Origin of the sequence: uncultured Cellulomonas sp. (assembly GCF_963527515.1) — a bacterium.
Classification (GTDB): Bacteria; Actinomycetota; Actinomycetes; order Actinomycetales; family Cellulomonadaceae; genus Cellulomonas.
In genome coordinates, this window is record NZ_CAURTV010000076.1 from 1 (window position 1) to 16933 (window position 16933).

Below are 16933 nucleotides of genomic sequence, written 5' to 3' on the forward strand. Positions count from 1 at the left end.
CGCCGGCTGGGCGTCCCGCCGACCGTCGCGCGCGGCGGCGGCCGCCGTGGTGACGCTGGCCCTCGTGCTGACGGTCGGGGTCGGAGCGCCCCGCTGGTTCGTCGCCCACGAGCGAGACAGCGTGCTCGGTCCCGCCGCGTTCCCCGGTGCCCTGCGGGAGCAGGACTCCGCGCCGCGCACGCGGTGGTCCGCGGTGGTGGACGGCTCGGTCGTCCCGGTGGTCGCGGGCGACGTCGTCGTCGCGGTCGCCGGGACGCCACCGGCAGGACGTCGCCTGGTCGGCCTGGACGTGGTCGGGGGCGACCCGCGTTGGTCGGTGCCGCTCGGCGACGCTCCGGCACCTGAGACGGTGCTGTGCCGGGCCCTCGACCCGCTCCTGGCCTGCGTCGTCGGTCCCGAGCCGCCGTCCGACCGCCGCCGCGCCGAGACGTCCGACCCGGACACCACCGCCCGGGAGGCCGACGCGTCCGCGCTGCTGCTGCTCGACCCGGCAGACGGAGCCGTCCTGGCCCGGCACGCCCTGGACGGCTGGGCGGTCGCCACCGCCCAGGCGGGTCCGGAGCTGGTGGTGGCCTCGTACGCGTGGGGGATGCTCACCGTGCGTCGGGTCGACGCGGTCACCGGCGCCGTGCGCTGGGAGACCGAGCGGTGGTCGACGTTCATGTCCGCGGGCAGCAGCCGGGTGCGGCTGGTGGCCGCCGGTGACCTGGTCACGGCCTCCGGGAACGAGGTGACCCTCGTGCTCGACGCGCGGACGGGGGAGCGGGTTCCGCGACCCGAGGGCTCGTCGGTGGCCGACGAGACACGTCTGCTCCAGGACGGCACGCTGGTGCGCACGCGCTACCGACCGGGCGCCTCGGGGGGCGGCACGGTCTCGGAGCTGTCGACCGGGTCGGGCGCGCCCTGGGCCACGGTCCGTGGCGCGTTCGTCGAGCCCGGGGTCAGCGACGGGACGGCCGGCCTGGTGTTCGCGGCCAGCGGCCTGGCCGGCGGGCCGCTCGGGGGACGGGTCCGGGCGTACCGGCCGGGGTCGACCGAGGAGGTCTGGCGTGCGCCGGCACGCTCCGCGGACGTCGCGGTGGACGCGGCCGGGCGGGTGGTGCTGCGCGCGGCGGGCGCGCTGGTCGGCCTCGACGCGGCCACGGGAGAGGAGGTGTGGCGACGGTCGTTCGGGGTGCCGGTCCGCCGCGCGTTCACGGACGGTGAGCGTGTCGTCGTGGAGCACCAGTCCGCCGACGGGCTCGACGCGGTGACCGCGCTGGCCCTGGACGACGGGGAGACGGACTGGGAGACCGTGCTGCCGGCGGACGCACCCCGGCTGCTGCGGATCGGTGCGCACCTGTACGCGCTGGGCGACGAGCGCCTGGTGGCGCTGCGGTGAGACGGAGGGCCGCCGAAGTTGCGGACCGCCCTGCGGGTGGGGGTACGGTGACGTCGTGCTCGCAGTCACCCTCCTTCTTCGCTGCCGCGACGAGGCCCTCTAGGCCGCATCCTCGTCGCGGTGTCGTGTGTGCCGGCTGACTCCCCGCCGAACCACCCCAAGGACGAGACGACATGAGCTATCTGGAGACGAGCGCACAGCAGCCGTCATCGATGCCGGTGCACAAGTACCGCCCCTTCCACGAGCAGATCCGCGTCGACCTGCCCGACCGCACGTGGCCCGACAACCGGGTCACCAAGGCCCCCCGCTGGTGCGCGGTCGACCTGCGTGACGGCAACCAGGCACTGATCGAGCCGATGAACCCCGCCCGCAAGCTCGAGATGTTCGAGCTGCTGGTGCAGATGGGCTTCAAGGAGATCGAGGTCGGCTTCCCGTCGGCGTCGCAGACGGACTTCGACTTCGTGCGGATGCTCATCGAGGAGAACCGCATCCCGGACGACGTCGTCATCCAGGTGCTGACGCAGGCGCGCGAGCACCTCATCGAGCGGACGTACGAGGCGATCGCCGGCGCCAAGCAGGCGATCGTGCACCTGTACAACTCGACGTCCACCCTGCAGCGCGAGGTCGTGTTCCGCACCGACGAGGACGGCATCGTCGACATCGCGGTGTCGGGCGCCCGGTTCTGCAAGAAGTACGAGGAGCTCGTCCCCGACACCGACGTCTACTACGAGTACTCGCCGGAGTCCTACACGGGCACCGAGCTGGAGTTCGCTCTGCGGATCTGCAACGCGGTCCTGGACGTGCTCGAGCCGACGCCGGACCACAAGGTGATCATCAACCTGCCCGCCACGGTCGAGATGGCCACCCCCAACGTCTACGCCGACTCGATCGAGTGGATGAGCCGCCACCTGCGCTACCGCGAGAGCGTCGTCCTGTCGCTGCACCCGCACAACGACCGCGGGACGGGCGTGGCGGCGGCGGAGCTCGGCTACCTGGCCGGTGCGGACCGCATCGAGGGGTGCCTGTTCGGCAACGGCGAGCGCACCGGCAACGTCTGCCTGGTCACCCTGGGCCTCAACCTGTTCAGCCAGGGCGTGGACCCGGAGCTGGACTTCTCCGACATCGACCACGTCCGCCGCACCGTCGAGCGCTGCAACCAGCTGCCCGTCAACGAGCGGCACCCGTACGGCGGGGACCTCGTGTTCACGGCGTTCTCCGGGTCCCACCAGGACGCCATCAAGAAGGGCCTGGACGCCCTGGAGGCCTCGGCGCAGCGGCAGGGCAAGACGGTCGACGACCTGGTCTGGGCCGTCCCGTACCTGCCGATCGACCCGAAGGACGTGGGCCGGTCGTACGAGGCGATCATCCGCGTGAACTCGCAGTCCGGGAAGGGCGGCATCAGCTACCTGATGAAGTCCGAGAAGGACCTGGACCTGCCCCGCCGGCTGCAGATCGAGTTCTCCCAGGTGGTGCAGCGGCACACCGACCAGCACGGCACGGAGGTCACGGCGGACGAGCTGTGGCACATCTTCAACGACGAGTACCTGCCGGTCGAGCCGGGCAGCCCGTTCGCGCCGTGGGGCCGGTTCTCGCTGCGCGGCACGCGCGGGACGAGCGTCGAGGACGGTCCGGACACCCTGGAGGTGGACCTCGTCGACCGCGGGGTGCCCCGCACGCTGCAGGGCTCCGGAAACGGGCCGGTGGCGGCGTTCGTCGCGGCGGTGAAGACCCTCGGGGTCGACGTCGCGGTGCTGGACTACGCCGAGCACGCCCTGTCCTCGGGCGGCGACGCCACCGCTGCCGCCTACGTGGAGTGCGCGATCGGCGACGAGATCCTGTGGGGCGTCGGCATCGACCCGTCCATCACGACCGCCTCGCTGAAGGCGATCATCTCCGCGGTCAACCGGCACGAGCGCTGACCGCACCCACCCAGAGCCACCGTCCGCGCGGTCGATCCCGCTGGACGGTGTGCCCGGGGAGGGGCTGCGCGCGGTGACCCCACGCGCGCCCCTCCCCGGGTCAGCAGTGCCCCGAGCGCCGATGCCGGCGGCCGGTCGGTACCGTGCGTGTCCGGGGCACCGGTGTGGGCGGCGCGGGGGAGAATGGTCCGGTGAGCCTCTACCGCGACGAGGCGATCGTCCTGCGCACCCACAAGCTGGGGGAGGCCGACCGCATCGTCACCCTCCTGACCCGGTCGCACGGCAAGGTCCGTGCGGTCGGCAAGGGTGTGCGCCGCACGTCGTCGCGGTTCGGCTCCCGCCTGGAGCCGTTCATGTACGTCGACCTGCAGCTGAGCACGGGCCGGAACCTCGACATCGTGACGCAGGCGGAGACGCTGGGCGCGTTCGGGCGGCGGATCTGCGAGGACTACACGCTGTACACAGCCGGCACGGTCATGCTCGAGACCGCGGACCGGCTGGTGGAGGCCGAGCACGAGCCGTCGCTGCAGCAGTACTGGCTGCTGGTCGGTGCCGTGAAGGCGCTGGCCGCCCGCGACCACGCGCCCGGTCTGGTGCTCGACTCCTACCTGCTGCGGGCGCTCGCGGTCGCCGGCTGGGCGCCGAGCTTCACCGACTGCGCCCGGTGCGGGGCGCCGGGTCCGCACACCGCGTTCGCGGTGGCATCGGGCGGTGCCGTGTGCCGCGCGTGCCGCCCACCCGGTGCGGCCGCTCCTGCTGCCGAGACGTTCGCCCTGCTCGCGGCGCTCCTCGGGGGAGACTGGGCCGTCGCCGACGCCAGCGCCGAGCGGCACCGCGGCGAGGGCAACGGCCTGGTCGCCGCGTTCTGCCAGTTCCACCTCGAGCGCCAGCTGCGCTCGCTGCCGATGGTCGAGAGGGTCTGAATGCCGGTCCCACCCCCGCCGCACCCCAGCGGTGAACGCGCTCCTGCCATCCCGAAGGAGTTCGTGCCGCGGCACGTGGCGGTCGTCATGGACGGCAACGGCCGCTGGGCCAACGCGCGCGGTCTGCCCCGCACGGCCGGGCACGCGGCCGGGGAGGCCTCGTTGCTGGACGTCGTCGCCGGCGCCATCGAGGTGGGGGTCGAGTACGTCTCGGCGTACGCGTTCTCGACGGAGAACTGGTCCCGGTCTCCCGACGAGGTGCGCTTCCTCATGGGCTTCAACCGGGACGTGCTCCGGCGCCGGCGGGACCTGATGAACTCCTGGGGGGTCCGGGTGCGCTGGGCCGGCCGGCGTCCGAGGCTGTGGCGCTCGGTGATCAACGAGCTCGAGACCGCCGAGGAGCTGACCCGGAACAACTCGACGGTGACGCTGACGATGTGCGTGAACTACGGCGGTCGGGCGGAGATCGCCGACGCCGCGCAGGCGATCGCCCGCGAGGTCGCCGCGGGGCGCGTCAAGCCGGAGAAGGTCAACGAGAAGCTGTTCGCGCGCTACCTGGACGAGCCCGACCTGCCGGACGTCGACCTGTTCCTGCGCTCCTCGGGTGAGCAGCGGACGTCGAACTTCATGATCTGGCAGGCCGCGTACGCCGAGCTGGTGTTCCTGGACGAGCCGTGGCCCGACGTCGACCGGCGGCACCTGTGGCGGGCGGTGCAGACGTACGCGGAGCGGGACCGGCGATACGGCGGGGCCGTCGACCGGCCGGGTCAGACCCCGGCCTGAACGGCGGCGCTCGGCCGGGTCCGCCGCCGGACCAGCCAGCCGACCACCAGCACGAGGACCACGACTGTTCCGGCGAGAGCCCAGGGCGACCGGGCGAACAGCGCGACCGCCGCCCAGAGCGCCCCGAAGCCGATGGTCGCCCAGATGACCGCCCACGCGATCGCGCCCGGGATCGACGCGAGCGCGAAGCGCAGGTACGGCATCCGGACCAGTCCGGCGGCTCCGACGACGGCGGTCTGCAGGCCGACCGTCAGGTACGCCAGGGTGACCGCGATCGGGCCCCACCGCCGCACCAGGTCGAGCCCCCGCTGTGCGCTCGGCGTGCCCGACCAGGCCTCGAGCCGCCGGACGGAGGAGTGCCACCACCGGGGTGCTCCGTCGTGCTCGTCGACCGCCCGGGCTCCGCGCACGATGCCGCGACCCACCCAGTAGGTGGCGTGGGACCGGACGATGACGATGACGAACAGCCCCGCGATCGCGACACCGAGCGGCACGGTGCCGAGGCGGTAGGCGTCCCGGGGATCCACGTCCCGATCCTAGGCCGCCGCGGCAGGGCGCCCCGTCGGGTCGGCGTCGTCGACCAGCAGCACGTCGTCGACCATGTCGGGGTGCGGGTCGCGCGGGGGAGCCGGTCGGCGCAGCAGCGGCTCGAGCGTCGCGGCCGCCGCGTAAACCAGGATCGCGAGCACGACGATGGTCGCGCCCGGCGGGATGTCCTGCCAGTACGTGACGGTGAGCCCGACCACGCTGACGCCGACGCCGATCCCGCTTGCCAGTGTCATGGTGCGACCGAACGAGCGCGCGAACAGCTGGGCGATCGCCACCGGCACGATCATCAGGGCACTGACCAGCAGCAGGCCGACCACGCGCATGGCGATGGTCACCGTGAGGGCCGCGATGGTGGCGACGAGCATGGACAGCAGCCGCACGGGCAGGCCGCTGGCGCGCGCGAACTCCTCGTCGTGGCTGACTGCGAACAGCGCCGTGCGCAGGCCCACGCCGACGGCGAGCACCAGCACGGCCAGGCCGGCCGTCCACCACAGGTCGGTGCTGGACACGGTCGAGATGGAGCCGAACAGGTAGCTGATGAGGTTGGCGTTGGTGCCGCCGGCCAGCTTGATGAGCAGCACTCCTCCGGCGATGCCGCCGTAGAACATGAGGGCCAGCGCCAGGTCGCCGCTGGTGCGGCCCCGCTCACGCACGAGCTCGATGACCACCGAGCCGACGACCGCCGCGATGACCGCTCCCGGGAGGGCCAGCGCGTCCTGCTGCACGAGGCCGGCCCAGCTGCCGACCAGCCAGCCCAGCGCCACACCCGTGAGAGCGACGTGCCCGATCCCGTCGCCCATGAGCGCCATCCGTCGCTGCACGAGGAACGTGCCGACCACGGGCGCGGCCGCGCCGACGAGGATCGCGGCGATCAGCGCGCGCTGCATGAGGGGTGAGCCGAGCAGCTCCGCCACCTGGTCCCACGCGGTCACGGGTTCACCTCCACGGACAGGGACGGCCCGGTGCGCGGCGGCTCGGGGTCGGGGTGGGCGTGCGTGTGGTCGTGCCACTCGCCGGCGTGCTCGTCGCGGGCGCGCGGCGGGGCGCCGTCGTGGGCGACCCGACCGTGGCGCAGGACCACCGCGCGGTCGATCAGCGGCGCGAACGGGCCGAGCTCGTGCAGGATCACCACGACCGTGGTCCCGGCGTCGTGCAGCCGTCGGACGGTGTCCACGAACGTCGCCTGGGTGGGGATGTCGATGCCGGAGGTGGGCTCGTCGAGCACCAGCAGGTCCGGTTCCCGCACCAGGGCACGGGCGATGAGGACGCGTTGCTGCTGCCCGCCGGACATCTCCTGCACGCGGTGGAACGCCCGGTCGCCCAGGCCGACGTCTGCCAGCGCGGCGAGCACGCGGCGCCGGTGCCCGCGCGCGGGTCGCAGCGTGCGGCCGTGCAGCAGGCCCGACGTCACCACCTCGTAGGCGGTCGCGGGGACGCCGGCCGCGGCGGGCAGCCGCTGCGGCACGTACCCGATCCGGTCCCACGGAGCCGACGGGCCGAGCGGCGCGCCGAAGAGCCGCACGTCGCCGGCCGTGCGGGTGACCACACCGAGCAGCGCGCGGACCAGCGTGGACTTGCCGGAGCCGTTGGCGCCGAGCAGGGCGAGGACCTCCCCGGCGGGCACCGCCAGGTCGATGGCGTCGAGGATCGGCTGGCCGCCGAGCGTCACGCCGAGGCCGGTGGCCTCGATCACGGGTGTGCTCACGAGCAGGACAATGCCACGCGCAGCACCTCGAGGTTCGCCGTGGCGATCGAGAAGTAGTCGGCGTCGGGGTCGGCCAGGCCTTCGATGGGGTCGAGCACCGCGGTCGAGATGCCGAGGTCGGCGGCGAGCGTCTCCGCGACCTTGGGGCTGACCAGCGACTCGAAGAAGATCGTGCTCACGTCCTCGTCGCGCACGATCGCCTCGACCGCGGCCAGCCGGGCGGGTGAAGGCTCCGCCTCGGGGTCGATCCCGGAGATCCCGACCTGCTCCAGGTCGTACCGGTCGGCGAGGTAGCCGAATGCCTCGTGCGAGGTGACGAACGTGCGGACGGCGCACTGGTTCAGGCCCGCCGCGTACTGCGCGTCCAGGTCCTGGAACCGCTGCGTGAGCGCCGCCGCGTTGGCGGCGAACGTGTCCGCGCCCTCCGGGTCGATCTCCGTCAGCGTGGCCGCGACGGCGTCGACCACGGACGGCATGCGGGTGGGGTCCAGCCAGAAGTGCGGGTCGAGGTCCTCGTGCTCGTCGTGCTCCTCCGCTGTCTCGTCCTCGTGCGCGTGCTCGGCGGGCAGGAGCGTGGTGCCGTCAGCCGCGTCCACCACGTGCTCGGGTGCGGTCTCGGCGAGGGCGTCGTCGACCGCGGGCTGGAAGCCGGACAGGGTGACCACGAGGTCCGCGCCGCCGATGTGCGCCACCTGGGCGGGGGAGAGCTCGACGTCGTGCGGCTCGGCGCCGGGCGGCGTCAGCGAGCTGACGCTGACCCGGTCGCCACCCACCTGCTCGGCGACCACCTGCAGGGGGTAGAAGGACGCCATGACGTCGACGGTCCCGTCGTCCGCTCCCGAGGCGCTCGTGCAGCCGGTGAGGATCAGGGGCAGAGCCGCCAGCGGGGCGAGGAGGGCCGGACGACGAGACGCGATGGACATGACGATCATTCTCAGTTAGACGATAACCGTTGTCAAAACGGCGGCGTCCCCCGACGGGTAGCCTGGGCTGCTCGTGCTCACACCGCGACCACGACGGTCGCGGTCCACCCGTCCGCTGCACCCAGCCGCGGACGCCACCACCCCTGGAGTGATCGATCGTGGCTGCACCCTCCCGCCTGGACTCCGTCGTCTCCCTCGCCAAGCGGCGCGGGTTCGTCTTCCCGAGCGGCGAGATCTACGGCGGTACGCGGTCGGCGTGGGACTACGGACCGCTGGGCGTCGAGCTCAAGGAGAACATCAAGCGCCAGTGGTGGCGCACGATGGTCACCAGCCGTGAGGACATCGTCGGCCTCGACTCCTCGGTCATCCTGCCGCGCCAGGTCTGGGTCGCCTCCGGCCACGTCGGCGTCTTCACCGACCCGCTCACGGAGTGCCTGCACTGCCACAAGCGGTTCCGCGAGGACCACATGCTCGAGGAGTTCGAGGAGAAGAAGGGCCGCGCTCCCGAGAACGGCCTGGCGGACATCGCGTGCCCGAACTGCGGCACCCGCGGGCAGTGGACCGAGCCCCGTGACTTCAACATGATGCTCAAGACGTACCTCGGTCCCGTCGAGGACGAGTCCGGCCTGCACTACCTGCGGCCCGAGACCGCGCAGGGCATCTTCGTGAACTTCGCCAACGTGAGCACCACGAGCCGCAAGAAGCCGCCGTTCGGCATCGGCCAGATCGGCAAGTCGTTCCGCAACGAGATCACGCCCGGCAACTTCATCTTCCGCACGCGCGAGTTCGAGCAGATGGAGATGGAGTTCTTCGTCGAGCCCGGCACCGACGAGACGTGGCACCAGTACTGGATCGACGCCCGCACCGACTGGTACACGGACCTCGGCATCAAGCGCGAGAACCTGCGCCACTACGAGCACCCCGCCGAGAAGCTGTCGCACTACTCCAAGCGGACCGTCGACATCGAGTACCGCTTCGGGTTCCAGGGCAGCGAGTGGGGCGAGCTCGAGGGCATCGCCAACCGCACGGACTTCGACCTCAAGACGCACACCGAGCACTCGGGCCAGGACCTGTCGTACTTCGACCAGGCGACCAACACCCGGTACGTGCCGTACGTCATCGAGCCGGCGGCCGGCCTGACGCGCTCGCTCATGGCGTTCCTCGTCGAGTCGTACACGGAGGACGAGGCGCCGAACACCAAGGGCGGCGTCGACACCCGCGTGGTGCTCAAGCTCGACCCGCGCCTGGCGCCGGTCAAGGCGGCGGTCCTCCCGCTGTCCCGCAACGAGTCGCTGTCGCCCAAGGCCCGGGACCTGTCCGCCGAGCTGCGCAAGAACTGGAACGTCGACTTCGACGACGCCGGCGCCATCGGCCGTCGCTACCGCCGCCAGGACGAGATCGGCACGCCGTTCTGCATCACGGTCGACTTCGACACGCTCGACGACCAGGCCGTCACCATCCGGCACCGTGACGACATGACGCAGGAGCGGGTGGCCCTGGACAAGGTCACGGGCTACCTGGCGCAGCGCCTCGTCGGCGCCTGATCCCGCACGTCACCGCAGGCCCGGAGCGCGCGCTCCGGGCCTGCGGTGTGCTCACTCGTTCCGAACGTGCTCGAGCACCTGGTCGGCGGTCCACGCGCAGGCACTCACGCTGCCGCAGCCCACGCCCGCGACGGTGGTGCCATCCGTGCCGACGAACGTCGCGAACGGGGGAGGGTCGCCGTCGAGCACGACGCCGTTGGTGACGTTGACAGTCTCCCGGACCGCGTAGAGAAGCCGCCCCTCCGTGCCGGGAGCGTGGAACGTGGGGACCTCGAAGGTGTCGGCTGAGTCGTCGTCGACCTCGCCGACACCTCGCGGGTACGTCACGAAGACGCGCGGGTTCTCGAGACCGGGCGGTACGTCTCCCACGAGGACCGCGACGAGGCTCCGCCAGTCGCTGCTCGCGGGCTCGGGTAGCACGAAGGCGGCCCGCTGCGCCGCCGGGTACAGCGCCTTGCCGTCGTAGGCCCCCTCCGTGCTCCACGTCAACGTGGCGGCGGTGCCGAGCGACGAACCGTCTCCGCCGTCATAGCCGTGCCGCGCGGCGACCGTGACGCCGGCGCGACCGTCGGGAAGGCCGTCGAGGGCCTGCACGCCCACCGGGTAGATCCGCCCGCCCGTGGGGCTGAGGGTGTCGAGCCTCACGGACAGGTTCAGGTCGAGCCAGTCACCGTCGGGTGCGGTCCGCGTGATCGGCGCGTTGGCGGCCCAGATGTTCTGGGCGACCTCGACGGAGGGGTCGGTGCCGAGCGTCCGCGGGGCCTGGGTGGCGACCGGTGTGCGCTGGGGGAGCGGGATCGCACCGACGGCCACCCCGGCCACGAGGGCGAGCGCCGCGACGGCCGAGACCGAGCCCGCGACCGCGTGACGGCGGCGTCGCCGGCGACCCGCGACGACGGTCTCGCCCGGGTCGAGCGACATCGTCGGCAGCGCCTGGTCCGCGCGGGTGCGCAGGGAGCGGACGAGGTCCTCGTCGGACAGGGTGGCGCTCATCGGGCGCTCCTCTCGGTGGTCAGCGCGGTGCGCAGGGTGGCGAGCCCGCGGGACGCGGTCGACTTCACGGTGCCGACACTGACGCCCAGCTCGGCGGCGACCTCGGCCTCGGGCAGCCCGACGAAGTGCCGCAGGACGACGATCCGGCGCTGGCGGGCGGACAGGAGGGCGAGCGCGCGGACCAGCTGGTCGCGGTCGTCGGAGGGGCCGAGGGTGCCGCCGGTCGCGTTCTCGGGCAGGTGCTCGGGTGCGGAGAGCACCTCGCGGCGGCGTCGGCGCCAGGTGTCGATGCGCAGGTTCACCAGGGTCCGGCGGGCGTAGGCGAGCGGGTCCTCCCGACGGGCGCGCGACCAGGAGGCGTACGTGCGGACCAGGGCGTGCTGGACCAGCTCCTCGGCGCGGTGGGCGTCACCGACCAGCAGCCACGCGGTGCGCAGCAGGTCGGCCGAATGGGCCTGCATGAACGCGGTGAACTCGGCGTCGGTGTCCTCGGCCGGGTGTGTTCGCCCCGTGAGGACGCGTGTCGACTCCTCGCCGACGTCGTCGTCGGGCGGTGCGGGGCGCAGCGGCGCGGGCGGCATGGGGCTCACACCGTAGAAGACGCAGAAGGCTCGTAGAAGGTTGAGTGCGCGGCTGGGTGACAATGGAGGCATGACCCTGACGACTCCTGCGGCTGCGACGCGCCCCGGCGCCGTGCTGCCGCCGCTGCGCATCGGGCCGCTGACCATCGACACCCCCGTCGTGCTGGCGCCCATGGCGGGCGTCACCAACGCCGCCTTCCGCCGCCTGTGCCGCGAGTCCGGTGCCGGGCTGTACGTCGCGGAGATGGTGACCTCCCGCGCCCTGGTGGAGCGTGGTGAGGAGTCGATGCGGATCATCTCCCACGAGCCCGACGAGCGGCCGCGCTCCGTGCAGGTGTACGGCGTGGACCCAGCGACGGTCGGCGCCGCCGTCCGGCTGATCGCGAGCGAGGACCGCGCCGACCACGTCGACCTCAACTTCGGCTGCCCGGTTCCCAAGGTGACGCGCCGCGGCGGGGGAGCGGTGCTGCCCTGGAAGCGGGACCTGTTCCGCGCGATCATCACGGCCGCCGTCGATGCCGCGAAGCCCTACGGCGTCCCGGTCACCGTGAAGATGCGCAAGGGCATCGACGACGACCACCTGACCTACCTCGAGGCCGGGCTGGTCGCGCAGGAGGTCGGGGTCGCCGCGGTCGCGCTGCACGCGCGCACCGCCGCCGACTACTACTCCGGCACCGCCGACTGGGACGCGATCGCCCTGCTCAAGCAGACCGTCACCGACATCCCGGTGCTGGGCAACGGCGACATCTGGTCGGCCGAGGACGCTCTGGAGATGGTCGCGCAGACCGGCTGCGACGGCGTCGTCGTCGGTCGCGGTTGTCAGGGGCGTCCGTGGCTGTTCGCCGACCTCGCGGCCGCGTTCGGGGGGTCCGACGAGCGCATCAGGCCCGGGCTCGGCTACGTCGCGACGATCGTCCGGCGGCACGCGGAGCTGATGGTCGAGCACTTCGGCGACGAGGGCAAGGCGCTGCGCGAGATGCGCAAGCACATGGCCTGGTACTTCAAGGGGTACATCGTGGGCGGGGAGACGCGCGCCGCGCTCGGGCTGGTGTCGACGATGGCCGAGCTCGACGAGCGCCTGGCCCGGCTCGACCTGGACCAGGGGTACCCCGGGGCGGGCGCGGAGGGCCAGCGCGGCCGGGCCGGGTCGCCGAAGCGCCCGCTGCTCCCGTACGGCTGGCTGGACTCCCGCGAGCTGTCGGAGGAGTTCGCCAAGGCCCTGCACGAGGCCGAGCTGAGCGTCTCCGGCGGCTGACCAAGCCCTGAGTGCCGCAACGCCCCGCTGCGACGTCACTCACGGCTTGGTCGTCAGACGCGCCGGACTGCGACGGACGTGGCGAGGTGGTCGACGGTCGCGACCGTGGCCGACGGTGCCCCGAGCGCGCGGGTGGTCACCGCGATCGCGCCCGCCGCCGACGCCCGGGCGAGCGCCCGCTCGACCGGCAGCCCGTCGAGCACGCCGCTGAGCAGGCCGGAGAAGAACGCGTCGCCCGCACCGTTGGTGTCGACGACCTCCCCTGCAGACGTGGCGCCCACCTCGATCCACCCGTCGGCGTCCCGCGCGATCGCGCCCCTGCCACCGTCGGTGCAGACGGCGAGCCGGCAGCCGCGCGCGACGGCGTCGGCCAGGTACGCCCGAGGGTTCGTCAGCCGTTCGGCGCTGACCAGCAGGACGTCCGCCGCCGCCAGGAAGTCGCGGCGGAACTCGTCGGCGTCGTCCGCGTCGTGCAGGTCGCACCACACCGGGACGCCGCCCGCGCGGGCCTCGGCCAGGAGCGGGCGGCTGTGCTCGGCGAGGTCGAGGACGGCGGCGTCGAACCCGTCGAGCGGCGGCACGGGGCCGGGCTCGGGGTCCGGGAGCTCGAGGTAGACCGACACGCGGGAGCCGTCCCCGGTCATGAGGTTGAGGTGCTGCTCGGTGCGCGCGACCGGCTGGTTCACCAGCGCGATCCGCGGGTGGGCGAGCGCCGCCCGGACGAGGTCGCCCTCTGGGTCGTCGGCCAGCGAGGTGCGCAGCGTGACGTCGACGCCGAGGGCCGCCAGCGTGAGCGCCTTGCCCGCCGACGTGCCGCCCAGGCCCGCGTGGTGTCGGGTGGCGAAGATCGCCGGCGAACCCTTCTCCGGGAGCACCGGTACCTGCACGAGCAGGTTCCAGGACGCGGGGCCGTTCACCAGGACGCGAGGCACGGCTCCACCCTAGGGCGCTAGGGTGTGCCGACCTGCAAGTTGCTGCAATCAGTTGCGGCCCGCACCCGGTGGTGACGATGACGCACCTGCCTGCCCGAGCGACCGCCCTGCTCGGTGCCCTCCTGCTCCTCGCCGGGTGCACCGGGCCCGCAGAGCCGCCCCGGACGCGCGACGTCGGCGTCCAGCTTTTCCAGTGGACCTGGGACGCGATCGCCTCGGAGTGCACCGACAGCCTCGGTCCGGCCGGCTACGGGTGGGTGCTCACCAGCCCGCCGCAGGAGCACGTCGTCGGCGAGGCGTGGTGGACCGCCTACCAGCCGGTGAGCTACCGGGTGGAGTCGCGGCTGGGCACGCGCGAGGAGTTCGCCGCGATGGTGCAGGCCTGCCACGACGCCGGCGTGGACGTGTGGGCCGATGCGGTGGTCAACCACATGACCGGACAGGACGCACCGGGCGCGGGCTGGGCGGGGTCGGCGTACTCGCACTACGACTACCCCGGGATCTGGACCGACGCCGACTTCCACCACTGCGGGCTGACGCCGAACGACGACATCGCGCTCTACACGGACGCCGCCCAGGTGCAGTCCTGCGAGCTGGTCAACCTGGCGGACCTCGCCACAGAGACCCAGCGGGTGCGCGCGACGATCACGGCCTACCTGGAGGACCTCCTGTCGCTCGGCGTCGACGGCTTCCGCATCGACGCCGCCAAGCACCTGCCTGCCGAGGATGTCGCCGCGATCGTCGCGGGACTCCCCGAGGGGACCGGGATCGCGCAGGAGGTCATCCGCGGCAGCGGCGAGCCGATCACTCCCGAGCAGTACCTAGACAACGGCCAGGTCTACGAGTTCGCCTGGGGCAGGGACGTGCGGGGCCTGCTGGCCGCGTCGCCCGAGCTGGCCCTCGACCTCGGGACGACGTCCGGCTACGTGCCGTCGGACAGTGCCGTGGTGTTCGTCGACAACCACGACACCGAGCGCAACGGCTCGACCCTCAGCTACGCCGACGAGGCCGACTACGCGCTCGCGAACGTCCTCCTGCTGGCCGGCACGTACGGCACCCCGGCGGTCTACACCGGCTACGCGTTCTCCGACCGGGACGCCGGTCCGCCGCAGGACGCGGACGGCCGGGTGCGCGACGCGTCCTGCGGGTCGGCCCCCGGACCGGACGCCGACCTGGCGGACGGCGACTGGGTGTGCCAGCACCGCTGGCCCGCGATCGCGGGCATGGTCGGCTGGCGCTCGGCCGTCGGCGACGCTCCACGCACCGATGTCTGGACCGAGGGTGACGCGGTGGCGTTCGGTCGCGGGGACCGCGGGTTCGTGGTGGTCAACTCCGGTGACGACGAGCTCCGCGCTGAGCTGGCGACGAGCCTGCCGGACGGTGACTACTGCGACGTGCTGGCGAGCGGGGACTGCGCGGAGTCGACCGTGCGCGACGGAACCCTCACGGTGACGGTCCCGCCGCACACGGCCCAGGCGTGGGACGTGACCGCCCGCCCCTGAACGCGCGGACGGCCCCGCCGAGGCGGGGCCGTCACGAGAGCGGTCAGGCGGTGAAGCGAGCCCAGACGGTCGCGTCCGAGGGGACGAGCACCCGGCCGTCCGGGTCCACGGCGAGGTCGATCGACGCGAGCAGCACGTCGGCGCCCTCCGGCAGGACGACCGCCTCGGCGCCGAGGTTGGCGACCACCAGCACGTCCCGGTTCACGAACGCGATCACGTCGTCGCCGACCCCGTGCAGCCACTCCATGCCGCCGGAGCCCAGACCGGACTCCCGGCGCAGCTGGAGCGCCGAGCGGTAGGTCTCGTACGTCGACCCGGCGATGCCACGCTGGGCGTCGAGCGCGTACGACGCCCACTCGGCCGGCTGCGGGAGCCAGGTCACGCCGGTCGGGGAGAACCCGAAGCCCTCGGCGTCGGACGCCCACGGCAGCGGCACGCGGCAGCCGTCGCGGCCGCGCTCGGCGCCGCCGGTTCGGAAGAACGCAGGGTCCTGGCGCAGGTCGTCGTCGAGCGAGGTGTGGTCGGGCAGGCCGAGCTCCTCGCCCTGGTACAGGTACGCGGAGCCGGGCAGGCCGAGCATGAGCAGCGACGCGCACCGCGCCCGGCGCAGGCCGAGCACCTCGTCCGGCTGCTCGTCGCCGTGCCCGATCCCGTTGGGCCGCGAGCCCGGCTCGGCCAGGCCGAGGCGCGACGCGTGCCGGACGACGTCGTGGTTGGACAGCACCCAGGTGGTGGGCGCTCCGACGGCGTCCGACGCGCGGTAGGAGGCCTCCACGACGGTGCGCAGCGCCGGGGCGTCCCAGTGCGTGGCCAGGAACGCGAAGTTGAAGGCCTGCTGCATCTCGTCCGGCCGCACGTAACGGGTCAGCCGAGAGAGGGGCTCCACCCAGGCCTCGGCGACGAGCGCACGGTCGCCCGGGTACTCCGCGAGGACCGTGTTCCAGGCCCGGTAGATGTCGTGCACGCCGTCCTGGTCGAACATCGGGCCCTGGTTGCCGGCACCGGACACCGGCTCCGTGTCGTCCGACCCTTCGATCATCGACACGTGCCCGTCCCAGTCGGGCAGCCCGGGGGCCTTGACCATGCCGTGCGCGACGTCGATGCGGAAGCCGTCCACCCCGCGGTCGAGCCAGAACCGCAGCACGTCCTCGAACTCGGACCGGACCCCGGGGTGCTCCCAGTCGAGGTCGGGCTGGCGGGAGTCGAACAGGTGCAGGTACCACTGGCCGGGCGTGCCGTCGGGGTCGGTGGTCCGGGTCCACGCCGGTCCGCCGAAGATCGACTGCCAGTTGTTGGGCGGCTCGGTCCCGTCCACGCCCCGCCCCTCCCGGAACAGGTAGCGGGCGCGCTCGGGGGACCCCGGTCCGGCGGCCAGCGCGGCCTGGAACCAGACGTGCTCGTCGGAGGTGTGGTTGGGCACCAGGTCGACGATCACGCGCAGGCCGAGGCGGTGCGCGCGCTCGAGCATCACGTCGAAGTCGGCCAGCGTGCCGAAGAGCGGGTCGACGTCGCGGTAGTCGGCCACGTCGTAGCCCGCGTCGGCCTGCGGGGACCGGTAGAACGGGGACAGCCAGACGGCGTCCACCCCCAGCTCCGCGAGGTGGTCGAGGCGCGAGGTGACGCCGGGCAGGTCTCCGATGCCGTCGCCGGACGCGTCCGCGAACGAGCGCGGGTACACCTGGTAGATCACGGCATCCCGCCACCACTCGCCGTCAGGCGATCCGGGGGTGTGCACCAGGGTGCGCAGGGGTCGGGTGTCGGTCGTCGTCATGCGGGCATGCCTCACTTCGGGGGGTCTTCTCGGGGGGAGGCGCCGTTGCCGGTCGATCAGAGTACGGCGGGCGCCTGGGTGGTCACAGTCGTGGAGGTCAGGGCGTTCGACGAAGGGGCGGCGCCGGTGGAGGCGCGGACGATGAGCTCGGGGTGGAAGGTGAGCTCGGTGC

The 16933-nt window shown here is 73.0% G+C and carries 15 protein-coding genes; 7 read left to right on the forward strand and 8 right to left on the reverse strand.

From position 1 onward, the window contains the following. The 4 genes from RYN42_RS14950 to RYN42_RS14965 form a co-directional block, all read left to right on the forward strand. A partial coding sequence (locus tag RYN42_RS14950) for a PQQ-binding-like beta-propeller repeat protein (protein WP_315097422.1) occupies positions 1-1381 on the forward strand: 1381 nt, incomplete at its 5' end. 173 nt (positions 1382-1554) lie between these two features. Next, positions 1555-3300 carry a 2-isopropylmalate synthase gene (leuA, locus tag RYN42_RS14955; RefSeq protein WP_315097424.1) on the forward strand — a complete coding sequence of 582 codons (1746 nt, stop codon included), beginning with the start codon at positions 1555-1557 and terminating at the stop codon, positions 3298-3300. Positions 3301-3491: 191 nt separating this feature from the next. After that, the gene (gene recO / locus RYN42_RS14960) at positions 3492-4223 is read left to right on the forward strand and encodes a DNA repair protein RecO (protein WP_315097426.1); all 732 of its coding nucleotides are present in this window, start codon (positions 3492-3494) and stop codon (positions 4221-4223) included. Then, the gene (locus tag RYN42_RS14965; RefSeq protein ID WP_315097428.1) at positions 4224-5006 is read left to right on the forward strand and encodes an isoprenyl transferase; all 783 of its coding nucleotides are present in this window, start codon (positions 4224-4226) and stop codon (positions 5004-5006) included. Here RYN42_RS14965 and RYN42_RS14970 read toward each other — a convergent pair. Genes RYN42_RS14970 through RYN42_RS14985 form a run of 4 tightly spaced genes read right to left on the reverse strand, consistent with a single transcriptional unit; the run spans position 4991 to position 8183 of the window. After that, entirely contained in the window at positions 4991-5533 is a 543-nt protein-coding gene (locus RYN42_RS14970; protein WP_315097430.1) for a VTT domain-containing protein, read from the reverse strand. The genes RYN42_RS14965 and RYN42_RS14970 overlap by 16 nt on opposite strands. 9 nt (positions 5534-5542) lie before the next feature. Next, a complete protein-coding gene (locus tag RYN42_RS14975) occupies positions 5543-6487 on the reverse strand; it encodes a metal ABC transporter permease (RefSeq protein ID WP_315097432.1) in 945 nt (314 codons plus the stop codon). Further along, a complete protein-coding gene (locus RYN42_RS14980) occupies positions 6484-7260 on the reverse strand; it encodes a metal ABC transporter ATP-binding protein (RefSeq protein ID WP_315097435.1) in 777 nt (258 codons plus the stop codon). The genes RYN42_RS14975 and RYN42_RS14980 overlap by 4 nt, the downstream gene beginning before the upstream one ends. Next, positions 7257-8183, reverse strand: a complete 927-nt coding sequence (locus tag RYN42_RS14985; RefSeq protein WP_315097438.1) for a metal ABC transporter substrate-binding protein — start codon at positions 8181-8183, stop codon at positions 7257-7259. The genes RYN42_RS14980 and RYN42_RS14985 overlap by 4 nt, the downstream gene beginning before the upstream one ends. Before the next feature lie 158 nt (positions 8184-8341). Here RYN42_RS14985 and RYN42_RS14990 point away from each other — a divergent pair, with 158 nt between their 5' ends. Further along, the gene (locus tag RYN42_RS14990; protein WP_315097440.1) at positions 8342-9727 is read left to right on the forward strand and encodes a glycine--tRNA ligase; all 1386 of its coding nucleotides are present in this window, start codon (positions 8342-8344) and stop codon (positions 9725-9727) included. Positions 9728-9778: 51 nt separating this feature from the next. Here RYN42_RS14990 and RYN42_RS14995 read toward each other — a convergent pair whose 3' ends face one another. Together RYN42_RS14995 and RYN42_RS15000 are read right to left on the reverse strand one after the other, a co-directional pair. Beyond that, positions 9779-10720, reverse strand: coding sequence for a hypothetical protein (locus RYN42_RS14995; RefSeq protein WP_315097441.1), 942 nt, complete (start codon positions 10718-10720; stop codon positions 9779-9781). After that, positions 10717-11301, reverse strand: a complete 585-nt coding sequence (locus RYN42_RS15000) for a SigE family RNA polymerase sigma factor (RefSeq protein ID WP_315097442.1) — start codon at positions 11299-11301, stop codon at positions 10717-10719. Before RYN42_RS15000 ends, RYN42_RS14995 begins: the two co-directional genes overlap by 4 nt. Positions 11302-11371: 70 nt before the next feature. Here RYN42_RS15000 and dusB point away from each other — a divergent pair, with 70 nt between their 5' ends. Beyond that, positions 11372-12556: a tRNA dihydrouridine synthase DusB gene (dusB, locus tag RYN42_RS15005; RefSeq protein ID WP_315097443.1), complete on the forward strand. Its 1185-nt coding sequence runs from the start codon at positions 11372-11374 to the stop codon at positions 12554-12556. Between the two features lie 53 nt (positions 12557-12609). Here the strand turns inward: dusB and RYN42_RS15010 are convergent, their stop codons facing one another. Beyond that, positions 12610-13488, reverse strand: coding sequence for a carbohydrate kinase family protein (locus RYN42_RS15010; RefSeq protein ID WP_315097445.1), 879 nt, complete (start codon positions 13486-13488; stop codon positions 12610-12612). 77 nt (positions 13489-13565) lie between these two features. Here RYN42_RS15010 and RYN42_RS15015 point away from each other — a divergent pair, with 77 nt between their 5' ends. Further along, complete coding sequence (locus RYN42_RS15015; protein ID WP_315097447.1) at positions 13566-14990, forward strand: alpha-amylase family protein; 1425 nt, start codon at positions 13566-13568, stop codon at positions 14988-14990. 43 nt (positions 14991-15033) lie between these two features. On the opposite strand, the gene RYN42_RS15020 is transcribed toward RYN42_RS15015, so the two are convergent. Continuing rightward, positions 15034-16761 carry a glycoside hydrolase family 13 protein gene (locus tag RYN42_RS15020; RefSeq protein ID WP_315097449.1) on the reverse strand — a complete coding sequence of 576 codons (1728 nt, stop codon included), beginning with the start codon at positions 16759-16761 and terminating at the stop codon, positions 15034-15036. Positions 16762-16933: the final 172 nt, after the last annotated feature.

Excerpts from the sequence above, each read along its gene's own strand:
- leuA (WP_315097424.1), top strand. The coding sequence starts at position 1,555 with ATGAGCTATCTGGAGACGAGCGCACAGCAGCCGTCATCGATGCCGGTG.
- RYN42_RS14965 (WP_315097428.1), top strand. The coding sequence starts at position 4,224 with ATGCCGGTCCCACCCCCGCCGCACCCCAGCGGTGAACGCGCTCCTGCC.
- RYN42_RS14985 (WP_315097438.1), bottom strand. The coding sequence starts at position 8,183 with ATGTCCATCGCGTCTCGTCGTCCGGCCCTCCTCGCCCCGCTGGCGGCT.
- RYN42_RS14995 (WP_315097441.1), bottom strand. The coding sequence starts at position 10,720 with ATGAGCGCCACCCTGTCCGACGAGGACCTCGTCCGCTCCCTGCGCACC.
- RYN42_RS15000 (WP_315097442.1), bottom strand. The coding sequence starts at position 11,301 with ATGCCGCCCGCGCCGCTGCGCCCCGCACCGCCCGACGACGACGTCGGC.
- dusB (WP_315097443.1), top strand. The coding sequence starts at position 11,372 with ATGACCCTGACGACTCCTGCGGCTGCGACGCGCCCCGGCGCCGTGCTG.
- RYN42_RS15015 (WP_315097447.1), top strand. The coding sequence starts at position 13,566 with ATGACGCACCTGCCTGCCCGAGCGACCGCCCTGCTCGGTGCCCTCCTG.
- RYN42_RS15020 (WP_315097449.1), bottom strand. The coding sequence starts at position 16,761 with ATGACGACGACCGACACCCGACCCCTGCGCACCCTGGTGCACACCCCC.